15 protein-coding genes are annotated in these 13,921 nt (G+C 54.9%); 3 read left to right on the top strand and 12 right to left on the bottom strand.

Annotated elements, in window-relative coordinates:
* Positions 1-13 precede the first annotated feature (13 nt).
* The 6 genes from ACZAHD_RS05345 to pmbA form a co-directional block, all read right to left on the bottom strand.
* Positions 14-790, bottom strand: coding sequence for a DUF4311 domain-containing protein (locus ACZAHD_RS05345; protein WP_100685382.1), 777 nt, complete (start codon positions 788-790; stop codon positions 14-16).
* Positions 791-811: 21 nt separating this feature from the next.
* Positions 812-1,111 carry a DUF4312 family protein gene (locus tag ACZAHD_RS05340; protein ID WP_462455853.1) on the bottom strand — a complete coding sequence of 100 codons (300 nt, stop codon included), beginning with the start codon at positions 1,109-1,111 and terminating at the stop codon, positions 812-814.
* A 2-nt stretch (positions 1,112-1,113) separates the two neighbouring features.
* Positions 1,114-1,476 (bottom strand): SFCGS family glycine-rich protein, encoded by a 363-nt coding sequence (locus tag ACZAHD_RS05335; RefSeq protein WP_004098072.1) that lies wholly within the window; start codon positions 1,474-1,476, stop codon positions 1,114-1,116.
* A 10-nt stretch (positions 1,477-1,486) separates the two neighbouring features.
* On the bottom strand, positions 1,487-1,825 hold the full coding sequence (locus ACZAHD_RS05330; protein ID WP_462455852.1) for a glycine dehydrogenase: 339 nt from the start codon (positions 1,823-1,825) through the stop codon (positions 1,487-1,489).
* 313 nt (positions 1,826-2,138) lie between these two features.
* Entirely contained in the window at positions 2,139-2,528 is a 390-nt protein-coding gene (gene cybC / locus ACZAHD_RS05325) for a cytochrome b562 (protein ID WP_462455851.1), read from the bottom strand.
* Positions 2,529-2,634: 106 nt separating this feature from the next.
* Positions 2,635-3,987: a metalloprotease PmbA gene (gene pmbA, locus ACZAHD_RS05320; RefSeq protein WP_462455850.1), complete on the bottom strand. Its 1,353-nt coding sequence runs from the start codon at positions 3,985-3,987 to the stop codon at positions 2,635-2,637.
* Between the two features lie 95 nt (positions 3,988-4,082).
* On the opposite strand from pmbA, the gene yjgA reads away from it, so the two are divergent.
* Positions 4,083-4,634 (top strand): ribosome biogenesis factor YjgA, encoded by a 552-nt coding sequence (gene yjgA / locus ACZAHD_RS05315; RefSeq protein WP_462455849.1) that lies wholly within the window; start codon positions 4,083-4,085, stop codon positions 4,632-4,634.
* Positions 4,635-5,031: 397 nt separating this feature from the next.
* Positions 5,032-6,240: an aldose 1-epimerase family protein gene (locus tag ACZAHD_RS05310; protein WP_462455848.1), complete on the top strand. Its 1,209-nt coding sequence runs from the start codon at positions 5,032-5,034 to the stop codon at positions 6,238-6,240.
* 72 nt (positions 6,241-6,312) lie between these two features.
* Here the strand turns inward: ACZAHD_RS05310 and ACZAHD_RS05305 are convergent, their stop codons facing one another.
* Entirely contained in the window at positions 6,313-6,843 is a 531-nt protein-coding gene (locus ACZAHD_RS05305; protein WP_462455847.1) for a GNAT family N-acetyltransferase, read from the bottom strand.
* 64 nt (positions 6,844-6,907) lie between these two features.
* Positions 6,908-8,281 (bottom strand): UDP-N-acetylmuramate:L-alanyl-gamma-D-glutamyl-meso-diaminopimelate ligase, encoded by a 1,374-nt coding sequence (gene mpl / locus ACZAHD_RS05300; protein WP_462455846.1) that lies wholly within the window; start codon positions 8,279-8,281, stop codon positions 6,908-6,910.
* Positions 8,282-8,455: 174 nt separating this feature from the next.
* Here mpl and fbp point away from each other — a divergent pair, with 174 nt between their 5' ends.
* Entirely contained in the window at positions 8,456-9,454 is a 999-nt protein-coding gene (gene fbp, locus ACZAHD_RS05295; protein WP_462455845.1) for a class 1 fructose-bisphosphatase, read from the top strand.
* Between the two features lie 39 nt (positions 9,455-9,493).
* Here fbp and yjfF read toward each other — a convergent pair whose 3' ends face one another.
* The 4 genes from yjfF to ACZAHD_RS05275 form a co-directional block, all read right to left on the bottom strand.
* Positions 9,494-10,492, bottom strand: coding sequence for a galactofuranose ABC transporter, permease protein YjfF (gene yjfF, locus ACZAHD_RS05290; protein ID WP_462455844.1), 999 nt, complete (start codon positions 10,490-10,492; stop codon positions 9,494-9,496).
* Complete coding sequence (gene ytfT / locus ACZAHD_RS05285; RefSeq protein WP_462455843.1) at positions 10,479-11,504, bottom strand: galactofuranose ABC transporter, ATP-binding protein YtfT; 1,026 nt, start codon at positions 11,502-11,504, stop codon at positions 10,479-10,481. Before ytfT ends, yjfF begins: the two co-directional genes overlap by 14 nt.
* Positions 11,505-11,514: 10 nt before the next feature.
* A complete protein-coding gene (ytfR, locus tag ACZAHD_RS05280) occupies positions 11,515-13,017 on the bottom strand; it encodes a galactofuranose ABC transporter, ATP-binding protein YtfR (protein ID WP_462455842.1) in 1,503 nt (500 codons plus the stop codon).
* A gap of 197 nt (positions 13,018-13,214) precedes the next feature.
* Positions 13,215-13,921, bottom strand: a 707-nt coding sequence (locus ACZAHD_RS05275; RefSeq protein ID WP_462455841.1) for an ABC transporter substrate-binding protein, incomplete at its 5' end; no start/stop codon positions are given.

Raw genomic sequence — 13,921 nt, 5'->3', positions numbered from 1 at the left:
TTAGAGGCTCCTGTTATTTGCCGCTGAGCGAGTTGTGGATCAGATCCAACCAGTTCGGTACGGTCAGATGGAAGGATTGCAGTGTCTTAATGTCGAAGCCGCGGAAGAAGGCGCTCAGAACAAACAGCGCAACAATGGCGGACATCATCACTTTGGTGACGCGGTTCCAGCCACTCTCTTCTACGCCTTTACCAATCAGGATCCCCAGGACCAGACCCGGTACGGCGTTGCCCATAATCAGCTGCGCCGCACCGCCGAAAATGGTGGCCCAGAAGCCCGATTTTTTACCGGCATCGATGGCCGCCAGCCAGAAGATTACCGGCATCACGGTGTTAACCAGCAGGTTAGCCGCCGGGACCAGCACCTTAACCGCAGTGACCTGCAGCGCTTCCGGTACGGAAGAGGCGGTCAGGTTTAAGAAGGCGACCACCAGCATGCCGATGATGCCGCAGGCAATCGCCATTTTCTTCGGATCGTGCAGCGTTTCGCCGACGTTACGATTTTTCAACATCAATGCCGCGGCGCCCCAGTTCGGGATAATGCGGTGATCGACGTCCTGAGTGAATGAGCCCGCTGCAACGGAAGAGGCCCAGGCGTTAAAGAAGAATCCCAGACCAAAGGAGAAGTGAGAAGCCGGATCGCCTTCGCAGGAATTCAGCTCGCCCAGGGTACGAAACGCCCCCATCCCCTGAGTGGTAGGCGCATGAAACATGCGTGCCGCTCCGGCGCCCACTCCGACGCCGACCAGGCCGCCGATAATGAGCGATTTTATTAAAATTATCAGGAACATAGTTTAACCCTATGATGAAATTCAGGTTTGCGTGACGAAATCCACTTTATCGACATTAATGGCCGTCACGGTGACGGTGACATCCAGCTCCACGCTGTAGGTCCGTCGTTCACGACGCAAAAAGAAGAACAGAAACGCTTCTTTACGCGTCGCTTCATGCGCACGAATAACCTTCACATCCTGTGGCTCAATACGCAGTAAGATATGCGGTGAGGTTTTCATCACCGCTCCCTGTACATGGTTCAGAGCGTCGGCGAAAGCCCGTGTTTTGCTTTCGCCTTTCCCCTTCACGCTCACCGTGGTGGTGAATTGCTCTTTCATACTTACGCGCCGTATTTCTTTTTCCAGGCTTCCACCAGGCGCTCGCCCAGCTCTTCTTTATCCATAAAGCCGAAACCCAGGACGTTGTAGCCTTCGTTGATGGCGGTCACGCCTTCATCAACGGAACGCATGCCATATTTTGCCTTGTAACCGTGCTTGTTCTGCGCAGTGATGGCGCCTGCACCGCCGCTGCCGCAGAAGGAGATGCCAAAGGTGGCGTTTTCGGCTTTCATCATGTCGCCCAGCTTCATATCGGCGGCAACCCCCGGTACAACAACAGCACGAGCCCCTGCTTTTTCCGCACCAGCGGCCACTTTTTGCCCTTTACCCAGGCGGTCGCCAATCACCACAGTAATCTGTTCCATTTATTGCTCCTTACAGGTTGTCTTTTGCTACTTCGAAGTGGACGGACAGCAGCCAGGACTCTTCTTCTGGCAGGTTGCCGAATTCTGCGACCACTTCACGGGCAAGCATCATTGAATCTTCTGAAATTTCTTCAAACAGGCTGGCATCCACTTCCGGCAGCGGCTCGCCGCTAATCGACCGGTGGGCCATCGCCCGCACGTGGGAAGTCAGCATCTGCTCCTGGACGGCGTTGGGGATGATGTTGCGACGGCTTAACAGTGCATAAACCCGCGGCAGCATCTTCTCAGCCAACAGCTCGGTTTGCTTTGCCTGTTCCCCTACGTCGTTTATTACCGCTCCGTTATTCACTTGTGTTACCCCATTGATGTCTCTGGGGATAAAACTAGCGCCGGGGGGAAGGAGTTTGTAGCGAGTTGTTTTCCACTTCGAAGTGGAAAGGCGGACGGCTTGCGTGATCCATCGCACATAATCAGCGTGAAACTGGCGCGAAGAAGGCATTTGGGGCGAAATCACGTGATGAGGATCACAAGAAAATCATTGCGCTGGCGGTGATCGTTGCCCGAATAAGCGGAAAAGAAAAAGGAAAAAGTGTGACGCCTAAGAGGTTTTATCGTGGGAGATATGCAGGAGGTCTCGACAGCAGCCTCCTGCAACAGAGGAGTTAGCGGTATTTCTGATGGTAAGTGTTACGGGTTGCTTTGAACCCTTCAGCGGCAGCCTGTGCCTCTTTCACTTTACCTTCCTCCGCCAGCTTCAGCGCACCGTCAATCTGTCCAATCAGAATATCCAGACCGTGACGATAGTCTTTCATTTCTGCACTGTCCGCCGCTTTGCCTTCCAGCTTCTCCGGGGTCGATTTCTGCGCATCCACCGCGGCACCGCGCATCTTGGTCAATGCCGCTTTCAGTTCGCCCGCATCGGAGGTTTTCTGCACCACCTGCAGGTTTTTCGCGAGGGTATCCATATCTTCGCCCAGCTCAGCGGCGAACGCCGAAACAGACCCCATCGTCAGGGCGGAGACAGCCAGCATTGCTAACAGTTTTTTACGCATTGCTCACATCCTTTTTTATTATTTAAACAAACGGGCGCAGCAGGGAGCGCCCTTCTGTACAGGTTATTCTGCAAACTGCATCTTGAATAGTGGGGATAATCCGCGATTACTGTCCGGCGATTTTCATCTCAGGCAGCAGCACGGAACCGCACTGGATATTGCTGCGCGTTTCGATATCGTCACCCACGGTCACGATATTACGCCACATATCTTTCAAATTGCCTGCGATGGTGATTTCGCTTACCGGGTACTGAATTTCACCATTCTCAACCCAGAAGCCAGAAGCACCACGCGAATAATCGCCGGTCACGCCACTCACACCCTGCCCCATCAATTCGGTAACGACAAGTCCGGTGCCCATCTCTTTAAGCAACTTTTCAAAACTCAGACCGCGGCCATTAATCCGCCAGTTATGAATGCCGCCCGCGTGACCGGTGCTTTTCATGCCCAGCTTGCGTGCCGAGTAGTTGGTCAGCAGCCACTGCGTTAGCACGCCGTCTTTAATAATGTCACGACGTTCCGTGCGCACGCCTTCGCTGTCGAACGGCGTCGAGGCCAGTCCTTTCAGCAGATGTGGATGCTCTTCAATCGTCAGCCACTCAGGCAGAATCTGCTGACCAAGAGAGTCGAGCAGGAAAGTCGATTTCCGATAGACCGCGCCGCCGGCGATAGCGCCGACCAGGTGGCCAAACAGTCCGGTAGCCACTTCGTTAGCAAAGATAACCGGCGCTTTCATTGTCGAGAGTTTTCGCGGCGACAGGCGCGACAGGGTGCGGCGGGCACATTCGTCGCCGACCCACTCCGGGGTATGCAAATCCTCGAGCGCGCGGGCAATGGTGTAAGCGTAATCGCGCTCCATATCGCCGTTCTCTTCCGCGATAACGCAACTGGAAAGCGAATGGCGGGTGGAGCAGTAGCTTTGCAACATGCCGTGACTGTTACCGAACACTTTAATGCCGTAGTGGCTATTGAAGCTACCGCCTTCAGTATTGGTAATGCGTTTATCCGCCTGTAGGGCCACCTGTTCCGCGCACGCGGCCAGCTCGATCGCCTGATCCGGGGTCACTTCTGCCGGGTGGAACAGGTCAAGATCCGGGGCGTCAAAGGCCAGTAGCTCTTTATCCGCCACGCCAGCAAACGGATCCGGGGAGGTATAGCGGGCAATATCCAGTGCCGCCTGCACCGTACGAGCAATCGCCTGCGGGCTCAAATCGGTTGAGGAGGCGCTCCCCTTGCGGTTCTGATGATAAACGGTGATGCCTAACGCACCATCGCTATTAAATTCTACGTTCTCCACCTCGCCGTAGCGGGTGCTGACGCTGATGCCGGTGGTTTTGCTGACGGAGACTTCCGCACCGTCTGATTTGCCTGCCGCCAGTTCCAGCGCCGTGGTCACGGCCTCTTCCAGCGTCTTGCGCTGTTGTGCAACTTGAGAGATGACTTTCATCGCTAATGCCATAATGTAGGAAGGTGTTAAGTGAAGTCTAACAGAGAACCGTTTTTCAGTGCGCGCCTTAACTGGTAACATTAGCCTCTTTTTTTAAGGAGCCTGAGATGACTAAGCAGCCCGATGACTGGCTCGACGACGTGCCCGGTGATGATGTTGAAGATGAAGACGATGAAATTATCTGGGTCAGTAAAAGTGAAATAAAGCGTGACGCGGAAGAACTGAAGCGTCTTGGCGCTGAAATGGTTGAGCTGGGAAAAAACGCGCTGGATAAAATCCCGCTCGATAGCGACCTGCGCGACGCCATTGAACTCGCCCAGCGTATCAAGAAAGAGGGTCGCCGCCGCCAGATGCAGCTGATTGGTAAAATGCTGCGCAGCCGAGATGTCGAGCCGATTCGCCAGGCGTTGGACAAGCTGAAAAACCGCCACAACCAGCAGGTTGCGCTGTTCCATAAGCTGGAAATGATTCGCGACCGCCTGATTGAAGAAGGCGATGACGCGGTACCGGAAGTGCTAAACCTGTGGCCTGACGCCGATCGTCAGCAGCTGCGTTCGCTTATCCGTAACGCCAAAAAAGAGAAAGAAGGCAACAAGCCGCCGAAATCCGCGCGCCTGATCTTCCAGTATCTGCGTGAACTGGCTGAAGGCGAAAGCTAACTCCGCCTCTGCCCGCCAGATTTTCCCGGAGACGGCGCTGTGCGCCTGTCCGGGCTACCGGGTAACGCAGTACCTGTAGCCCGGCAAGCGACAGCCTCGCCGGGAATATCCGCTCTCCATGCCGTTCCCCTGCCTTTATCCCCGTCTCCCGCCTTGCCGTTCGTTCGGTCTTTACGAACCAACAAAATAGCTGAATCGTTAAAGCTAATAACGTTTAAATTCACATTTTTAAAGTAGAATTAATTAATTGTTGCTTATAAAAAGAGATATTAATCGCATTTAAAAGTTTAAAAATGCGCATTTACTCACCAGGTGAGGCACTTCACGTTTTAATCAGGCTCTTGCAATTAGATTCCTTTCATCAGAAACACAATCGATTCAGCTAAAGGGATGAAAAATGAAAAAAACACTGGTTTTGACGGCTATTTCCATGCTTATTTCCGGTCACGTAGCAGCGAAAACATGGGTGCTGACAAGCGCTGAAAACGGTACTGATAAAGGAAACTGGCAGATAACAAGCGATCAGCTGAAAATAAAAAATCACGATTTCAGCATTGAGCAAAAAGTCCTCCACGGCGGCAAACAGGAAGGCAGTAAAATTCTCGTCATCCGCAGTAAAGATGGCCTGACTATCGCCCTCAGCCCGAGCCGGGGCATGAACCTGCTGAAAGTTGAAGGTTTCGGCACGCGAATGGGCTGGGATTCACCGGTGAAAGAGGTGGTTAACCCGGCCTTTATCAACCTCGAAAGCCGAAACGGACTAGGCTGGCTGGAAGGTTTCAATGAAATGGTGGTGCGCTGCGGCTACGAATGGACCGGCCACCCGGTGACTGCCGATGGACAGATTTATACTTTGCATGGCAAAGCCGGGAACACGCCAGCATCGCTGGTGGAAGTTGAAGTTGCCGATACCGCACCATATGAAATTCGTATCCGTGGGCTGGTGAAGGAGAGCACCTTCAAGAAAGCGGATTTGCAGACCATGACCGAACTGCGCTATGTCCCCGGCAGCGACAGCTTCAGCCTGCATGATGTCTTAACCAACCACGCTGATTACCCGCATGACTACCAGATCATTTATCACAGCAATTTCGGTAAGCCGATTCTGGAAGAGGGGGCGCGTTTTCTGGCACCAATGTCCAGCATCAGTCCGTTCAACGACTATGCCAAAGCGGGTTTGAAAACCTGGCAAACCTACGCCGGCCCGACCAAAGGTTTCGACGAGATGGTCTTCAATATTCAGCCGCTGGCAGATGACAACCACCAGACACTGGCCGCAGTAATCAATAAGGCGGGAGATAAAGGGGCATCCATTCAGTTCGATACCCGTCAATTGCCGGTACTGACGCTGTGGAAAAATACTGATACCGAAAAACAGGGCTATGTCACCGGTATTGAGCCGGGCACCAGCTATGCCTATCCGGTCACTATTGAGCGCGCACAAAAACGCGTCAAACAGCTTCAGCCAGGAGCCAGCACGCAGTTTGACCTGACCTATACACTGCTGCACAGCAGCGAACAGGTTGCCGGCGTTGAGAAGAAAATTGCGGCAATTCAGGGCGATACCAAAGTGGCGGAAAACGAAACGCCTATCGCCAAGGAGTAATTTAACCCGTTAAGCCTGCCCCGGGTTGCGGCGTGACGCCTGACCCGGGCGACATAATTCAGACCGCCCTGTCTATGCAGGTAGCTGCATCACTACCTGATTCAAATCTTGCGTAAAACACCGGTACTGCGCCTCATTAATCGGCTGCGGGTAGCTCAACACGATCAATTCATGATCGGCGATCCCCTGATGATAGGTCGGGTGACGATGAAACCAGGGATTAGCACAAAAGCCCATGGTTTCATAAAAGCGCAGACGCTTGTGGGCGATCTCACTGGTCAGCGGATCGATTTCCAGAATGGTCAGCGGTGCACGCTGAATTATTTCCATTAACAACAGTTTGCCGTAGCCGCGCGATCGTAGCGCGTCGTCAACGGCCAGATGCTCAATGTAGCCATAGTTGGCAAACCGCCAGCCGCCGCTCAGGCCAATAAACAGGCCATCATCAAACCAGGCTTCCAGTACATAATGCGGATTATCAAGCGCCTGCTGTTTAGCATCGGCTTCACGCTGTTCGTGCCATGGGAAAGCCCTGCCGTACAGCACGTCAAGCGCGGAAAAATGAGCGGAATCGGTAGAGAGCACTCTTTCTGAAATCAACATCAACCATCCGGGTCATCAACAACACCCGCCCTCGCACGGAGGGCGGATAAACGAGGAGAATGTCCTACCCCGCCGCCTCAGCTCTTTTCGCCAGCTTATCCAGCAGTTTCTGGTGAATACCGCCAAAGCCGCCGTTGCTCATCACCAGGATATGATCGCCCGGATGCGCGGTTTTGACCACCATATCGGCCAGCACATCGACATCGGAGCTCCAGTGCGCAGGCTGCACGCAGGCGTCCGCCACTTCCGCAACCTGCCACGGAATGTGCTGCGGCTGTAGCAGGAACACTTCATCGGCCCGGCCCAGCGACGGCGCCAGATCGTCTTTACACACGCCCATTTTCATGGTGTTGGAACGAGGCTCCAGTACCGCGAGGATCCGTGCAGTTCCGCCGACTTTACCGCGCAGCGCCTGCAGCGTCGCCAGGATCGCCGTCGGATGATGAGCGAAATCGTCATACACTGTCACGCCGTTGGCTTCGCCGCGCAGCTCAAGACGGCGACGGGCGTTGATAAAGCCGCCCAGCGCGTTGGCGGCATCGGCCGGCAGCACACCAACATGACGGGCCGCGGCAATTGCCATCAGGCCATTATGCATGTTGTGTTCGCCGACCAGACCCCACTTCACTTCCCCGACCTTCTCGCCGTCCAGCCAGACTTCCCACTGCGAGGCATCGGCGTTCAGCTTCTTCGCCTGCCAGTGTCCCTGCTCGCCCACCAGCTCCTGCTCGCTCCAGCAGCCCATCGCCATCGTCTGCTTCAGATTGATGTCGTTTTCCGGCAGGATAATTTTGCCTTTGCCCGGCACGATCCGCACCAGATGATGGAACTGTTTCTGAATGGCTTTCAGGTCATCAAAGATATCCGCATGATCGAACTCAAGGTTATTGAGGATCAGCGTGCGTGGGCAGTAGTGAACAAATTTGGAACGCTTGTCGAAGAAAGCGCAGTCATATTCATCAGCTTCAATGACGAAGAACGGGCTGTTGCCCAGACGAGCGGAGACATCAAAGTTTCCCGGTACGCCGCCGATAACAAAACCGGGCTGATAGCCGCAGGCTTCGAGGATCCACGTGGCCATTCCCGCGGTGGTGGTTTTCCCGTGGGTACCGGCAACCGCCAGAACCCAGCGATCGCGCAGGACAAAATCATGCAGCCACTGCGGACCGGACATATACGGAATATTGTTTTCCAGTACCGCTTCGACGCACGGATTGCCGCGAGTCATCGCATTACCGATGATCACCAGGTCCGGCCGGGGTTCCAGCTGGCTGGCATCATAACCCTGAATTAAATCGATTCCCTGGTTTTCCAGCAGGGTACTCATTGGCGGATAGACGTTAGCATCCGACCCCGTTACCTCATGACCGAGGGAACGCGCCAACATCGCCAGCCCCCCCATAAACGTGCCACAGATACCTAAAATATGAATGCGCATTCGTCCCTTCCCTCTTTAATCTGCTATACATTTTACCCGTATGCATGCATCAGAGAAATGTATTTCAGGTTAATCCGTTTTTTGCTGGTGCGATTCACCTGTGCGATTTTTTTTTATTCTTTGTTAAGATTGTTGCGTTCGTTTTACTTCACATAAACATGCAGGGAACGGGTTATGAAAACGTTAGGTGAATTTATTGTCGAAAAGCAACACGAGTTTTCCCACGCAACTGGCGAACTTACTGCTTTGTTGTCGGCGATAAAGTTAGGCGCCAAGATCATCCACCGCGATATCAACAAGGCCGGCCTGGTCGATATCCTGGGTGCCAGCGGTGCTGAAAACGTCCAGGGTGAGGTACAGCAAAAACTCGACCTGTTCGCCAATGAAAAATTGAAAGCTGCACTGCGAGCGCGCGATATCGTGGCTGGGATCGCCTCTGAAGAAGAAGATGAGATCGTCGTCTTTGAAGGCTGTGAACACGCGAAATACGTGGTGCTCATGGACCCTCTGGATGGCTCCTCTAACATCGACGTTAACGTCTCCGTCGGGACTATCTTCTCCATCTACCGTCGCATAACTCCGGTTGGAACACCGGTCACCGTTGAAGATTTCCTGCAACCGGGCAGTCAGCAGGTCGCGGCAGGCTATGTGGTTTATGGTTCTTCCACCATGTTGGTCTATACCACCGGCTGCGGCGTGCACGCCTTCACCTACGATCCTTCTCTTGGCGTTTTCTGCCTCTCTCAAGAGCGCATGCGCTTCCCGGAGAAAGGCAACACCTACTCCATTAACGAAGGTAACTACATCAAGTTCCCGATGGGGGTGAAGAAGTACATCAAGTACTGTCAGGAAGAGGATACCGGAACCCAGCGTCCGTACACCTCGCGCTATATCGGTTCGCTGGTGGCGGATTTTCACCGCAACCTGCTGAAAGGCGGCATCTATCTGTATCCGAGTACCGCCAGCCATCCGGACGGTAAGCTGCGCCTGCTGTACGAATGCAACCCGATGGCGTTCCTGGCGGAACAGGCGGGCGGTAAAGCCAGCGATGGTAAAGAGCGTATTCTCGATATCATCCCGACCAGCCTGCACCAGCGTCGTTCTTTCTTCGTCGGCAACAACCATATGGTGGAAGACGTCGAGAAATTCATTAAAGAGTTCCCCGACGCGTAACACTTCCCTTCCCCTCCCGCTCGGGAGGGGAATTTTCCGCTAACGATGTGCCGTTCCGCTCACCCGGGTAACCGGTGAATTCTGCCGGTTTTCCCACAGCACCGTCAGACCTCGCTGCAACGCGATAAAAATAAACAGCAAAATCCCGATGGCAATTTTTGTCCACCACGAACTCAGGGTCCCGTCGAAGTTAATGTAAGTCTGAATCAGCCCCTGAATTGCCACGCCGAACAAGGTGCCGAGCACCGTCCCGACACCGCCGCTCAACAGCGTGCCGCCGATGACCACCGATGCAATCGCATCCAGCTCAACGCCAACGCCGGCGAGGGCATACCCGGCCTGGGTATAGACAGAAAACACAATCCCCGCCAGCGTCGCCAGCCCGGTGGACAGCATATAAATTCGAATGGTCGTACTGCGGGTCGAAATCCCCATCAGGTTTGCCGAGATCGCGCTGCCGCCGATGGCGTATACATTGTTACCGAAGCGGGTGCGATGGGCCATAAAGATACCCGCCACTACCACCAGCAGCATCAGCAGCCCCATTGCGCTCAGACGCCCGCCGCCGGGAATCGTCCACGCCAGCCCGGACAGGGTGTCATACAATGGATGATCGATAGGAATCGACTCTTCGGACACCAGATAGCTGACGCCACGCAGAAAGAACATCCCGGCGAGAGTAATAATAAACGCCGGGATTTTCAGCGCATCAATAAACCAGCCCATCATCGCGCCAAACGCGCAGCCCATCACCAGCACCAACGGGAACGCCAGCAGTGGATCGATGCCCCAGGCGCCAATGGCCTTCGCCAAGAACACACCGGTGAACGCGATCACCGACCCGACCGAAAGATCGATCCCGCCGGAGAGGATCACAAAGGTCATCCCGACGGCAATAATGCCAAGAAAGGCGTTGTCCGTCAGAATGTTGCAAATCACCCGCGTTGAAGCAAAACCGGGAAACTGGGTCAGGCAGTACAGATAGCCCAGCACGAAGACGGCCAGGGTGATCATTAAAGGTAAATTACGTTTTAGCATGGCCGCGTGCTCCTTTCAGTAAGCTAATAAAGCGCGGCGACTGAACGATCAATACGCACAGAACCACCACCGCCTTCACCACCTGATTCATCTCCGGCGGGAAGCCCGACAGCAGGATCCCGGTATTCATCCCCTGAATGATCAAGGCCCCGATCACCGAAAGTAGCAGGTTAAAACGCCCGCCCATCAGCGATCCTCCGCCGATCACCACCGCCAGGATGGCATCCATCTCCAGCCACAGCCCGGCGTTATTGGCATCGGCACCGCGAATATCTGCCGCCACGATAATCCCGGCAATGGCCGCGCAAACACCGCTCAGCACATAGGTCAGCATCACCACAATCCGGGTATTAACCCCGGCGTTTTTCGCCGCCCGAATGTTGATCCCCACGGCTTCGATAAACATCCCCAGCGCCGTTTTACGGGTGAACAGCCAAAACAGCAGCAGCGCCGCGGCCGCGATCAGAACCGGCGTCGGCAGCAGCAGCAGCGAACCGCTGCCGAGCCAGGCCAGGTGCGGCGAATCGAAGGTCACGATCTGTCCGGAGGTGATCAGTTGCGCGACACCGCGTCCGGCGACCATCAGAATCAGCGTGGCCACAAAAGGCTGGATCTTCAGGATCGCCACCAGAATCCCGTTCCATAAGCCCGCCAGCGCCCCCGTGGCCAAAGAGGCCAACAACACCACCGGCAGACTGTGTCCGGCAATGGTCATCGAGGCCGCTGTCGCGCCGGCAATCGCCATCACCGCGCCAACCGACAGATCGATTCCGCCGGTGGCAATGACCAACGTCATGCCTATCGCCAACAGCGCCACCGGCGCCGCGCGGTTGAGAATATCAATCGGGCTGCCGAACAACCGCCCGTCCTGTAACACAATCTGAAAGAAGTGCGGTGCGACGAAGCTATCCACCACCAGCACGAGGATCAAGGCGAGAATTTGCGGCATACCTTTCGGCCAGTTGAAGCGCCGCTTTGGCTGGCCGGTTTGTGGAACTGATCGAGGCATCATGGGTTACTCCTTATGCCGCAATAGCGTTCATGATCGCAGGGACAGAAAGCTCGGCTAACGGGATCTCCGCTATCTGCTTACGATCGCGCATGATAATTACCCGATCGGCATAGCCCACCAGCTCTTCCAGTTCCGAGGAGATCACCAGCAGCGCCAGACCATCGGCACACAAGGTTTCAATCAGGCGGATAATCTCCGCATGCGCGCCAACATCGATCCCGCGTGTCGGTTCATCGAGGATCAGGAACTGCGGTTTGGTCAGCAGCCAGCGGGAAAGCAGCACCTTCTGCTGGTTGCCGCCAGAGAGAAATTCGATCGGCTGTTCGGCGCTGGGAGTGCGAATCCCCAGTTGACGGATAAAGCGATCGGCAATGTCATTTTGCTCGCGTCGCGAAATCGGCCGTAGCCAGCCGCGCTGAGCCTGTAGTGCCAGGACTATATTTTCCCGCACCGATGCCGCGGCGATAATCCCGTCGGTTTTACGATCCTCAGGGCAGAAGCCGATGCCCAGGCATGAAGCCTGATGCGGCGAACGCAGCCCCTGCGCTTTACCTTTGATCCACGCGGTGCCACTGTCTGCCGGTTTGATGCCGAAAATGACCTCGGCGGTTTCGGTGCGTCCGGAGCCAAGCAGCCCCGCCAGACCGACGATTTCGCCGGGACGGACCTGGAGGTCAAACGGCGCAATAACGCCTTTTTTGCCAAAGCCCTCAAAGGCGGCGACCGGTTTGTCGCTCAGTAAAGTATGACCCGCACGATGCAGGGCATCGTGTTCAAGCTCACGGCCAAGCATCATCTTCACCAGCTCTATCTGCGGCAGTTCGTGGGTTTCCCGACAGCCGACAAAACCGCCGTTGCGCAGAACGGTAATCCGGTCGCTGACGGCATACACCTGATCGAGGAAGTGGGTGACGAAAATCAAACTGACGCCATCATCGCGCAGCTGACGCATCAGGGTGAAGAGCATCTCCACTTCCTGGGTATCCAGGCTGGCGGTAGGCTCATCAAGAATTAACACTTTTGCTGACAGGTCTATCGCCCGGCAGATAGCGACAATCTGCTGCATCGCCACCGAAAAGCGGTTAAGTGGTTCACGCACATCAAGAGAAAAACCGTAGGACTCCATCAGCGCGGTGGCGCGCTTTTCCATCTCTTTGCGCCGCAGCAGGCCAAAACGACGGGGTTCGCGACCGATAAACAAATTGTCCGCCACCGACAGGTTCGGCAGTAGGTTAACCTCCTGATAAACCGTCCCGATACCCAGCAGCTGAGCATGAGCGGTATTTTTCGGCGATATTTCCTGCCCCTCCAGCCAGATAGCCCCGCGATCGGCGTGATAGACGCCGGTAAGGGCTTTAATCAATGTGGATTTACCCGCCCCGTTTTCGCCCAGCAGCGCCATGATTTCACCACGCCGCAGGCTGAAATTGACGTTATCCAACGCCTTCACGCCGGGGAAAAATTTGCTCAATCCCTCGGTACGCAAGATCTCCTGATGTGCTTCGCTGTTCATACTCTCCCCTTACCTTAACCCTCTCTCCGATGGGGGGAGAGGGAACCCAACCGTACTTTAGCGACCGGGAAAATCCCGGAAGCGGCGCTACGCGCCGGTCCGGAAGACCCGATCTGCGGACGGCGGTGAACCTGTAGCCCGGCCAGAGAAGCGCTACCGGGAAGTGGCCTGCTTCAGACGCAGGCCTTTTCAGCAACTCAGTAGCCCATATTTTTCTTCTTCTCTAACTCTTCTTTCGCCGTATCCGGTAAGTAGAGCGTCGATTTGGTGATGGTCACTTTCTCTGGCAGAGTGCCCTCTTTTTTGTATTTCTCCAGCGCATCGAACGCCGGGCCGGCCATATTTGGCGTCAGTTCCACGCTAGCGTTGGCCTCACCAGCCATCATTGCTTTGTAGATATCCGGAACACCATCAACAGAGCCGGTGAGAATATCTTTGCCCGGTTTCAGCCCGGCCTCTTTAATGGCCTGGATGGCGCCAATAACCATGTCATCGTTATGGGCATAGACCATGCAGATGTTCTTGCCGTTGTTTTCCGCTTTGATAAAGCTCTCCATTACCTCTTTCCCTTTACTGCGGGTAAAGTCGCCGGACTGAGAGCGAATAATCTTGATATTGGGGGCTTTAGCAATCGCCTCGGCAAACCCTTTTTTACGATCGATAGCCACGCTCGCCCCGACGGTCCCCTGCAACTCAACCACGTTACACGGCTTGCCGTTGACGGTTTTCACCAGCCAGTCGCCAATCATTTGGCCTTCCAGAACGTTGTTGGCGGTGACGGTTGTCATGTAAAGATCTTTGTCTTTCACATCAATAGAGCGGTCGAGCAGGAATACCGGAATTTTGGCCTCTTTGGCCTCTTTCAACACCGGTTCCCAACCGGTCGCAACGACCGGCGCGATAA

It is taken from the genome of Raoultella sp. (assembly GCF_039594335.1).
GTDB lineage: Bacteria > Pseudomonadota > Gammaproteobacteria > Enterobacterales > Enterobacteriaceae > Klebsiella.
The sequence above is the reverse complement of the archived record's forward strand: the minus strand, read 5'-3'. Positions and strand labels throughout refer to the sequence as shown.

Excerpts from the sequence above, each read along its gene's own strand:
- ACZAHD_RS05345 (WP_100685382.1), bottom strand. The coding sequence starts at position 790 with ATGTTCCTGATAATTTTAATAAAATCGCTCATTATCGGCGGCCTGGTC.
- cybC (WP_462455851.1), bottom strand. The coding sequence starts at position 2,528 with ATGCGTAAAAAACTGTTAGCAATGCTGGCTGTCTCCGCCCTGACGATG.
- ACZAHD_RS05305 (WP_462455847.1), bottom strand. The coding sequence starts at position 6,843 with ATGTTGATTTCAGAAAGAGTGCTCTCTACCGATTCCGCTCATTTTTCC.
- yjgA (WP_462455849.1), top strand. The coding sequence starts at position 4,083 with ATGACTAAGCAGCCCGATGACTGGCTCGACGACGTGCCCGGTGATGAT.
- ytfT (WP_462455843.1), bottom strand. The coding sequence starts at position 11,504 with ATGATGCCTCGATCAGTTCCACAAACCGGCCAGCCAAAGCGGCGCTTC.
- yjfF (WP_462455844.1), bottom strand. The coding sequence starts at position 10,492 with ATGCTAAAACGTAATTTACCTTTAATGATCACCCTGGCCGTCTTCGTG.
- pmbA (WP_462455850.1), bottom strand. The coding sequence starts at position 3,987 with ATGGCATTAGCGATGAAAGTCATCTCTCAAGTTGCACAACAGCGCAAG.
- ACZAHD_RS05340 (WP_462455853.1), bottom strand. The coding sequence starts at position 1,111 with ATGAAAGAGCAATTCACCACCACGGTGAGCGTGAAGGGGAAAGGCGAA.
- mpl (WP_462455846.1), bottom strand. The coding sequence starts at position 8,281 with ATGCGCATTCATATTTTAGGTATCTGTGGCACGTTTATGGGGGGGCTG.
- ytfR (WP_462455842.1), bottom strand. The coding sequence starts at position 13,017 with ATGAACAGCGAAGCACATCAGGAGATCTTGCGTACCGAGGGATTGAGC.
- fbp (WP_462455845.1), top strand. The coding sequence starts at position 8,456 with ATGAAAACGTTAGGTGAATTTATTGTCGAAAAGCAACACGAGTTTTCC.
- ACZAHD_RS05335 (WP_004098072.1), bottom strand. The coding sequence starts at position 1,476 with ATGGAACAGATTACTGTGGTGATTGGCGACCGCCTGGGTAAAGGGCAA.
- ACZAHD_RS05310 (WP_462455848.1), top strand. The coding sequence starts at position 5,032 with ATGAAAAAAACACTGGTTTTGACGGCTATTTCCATGCTTATTTCCGGT.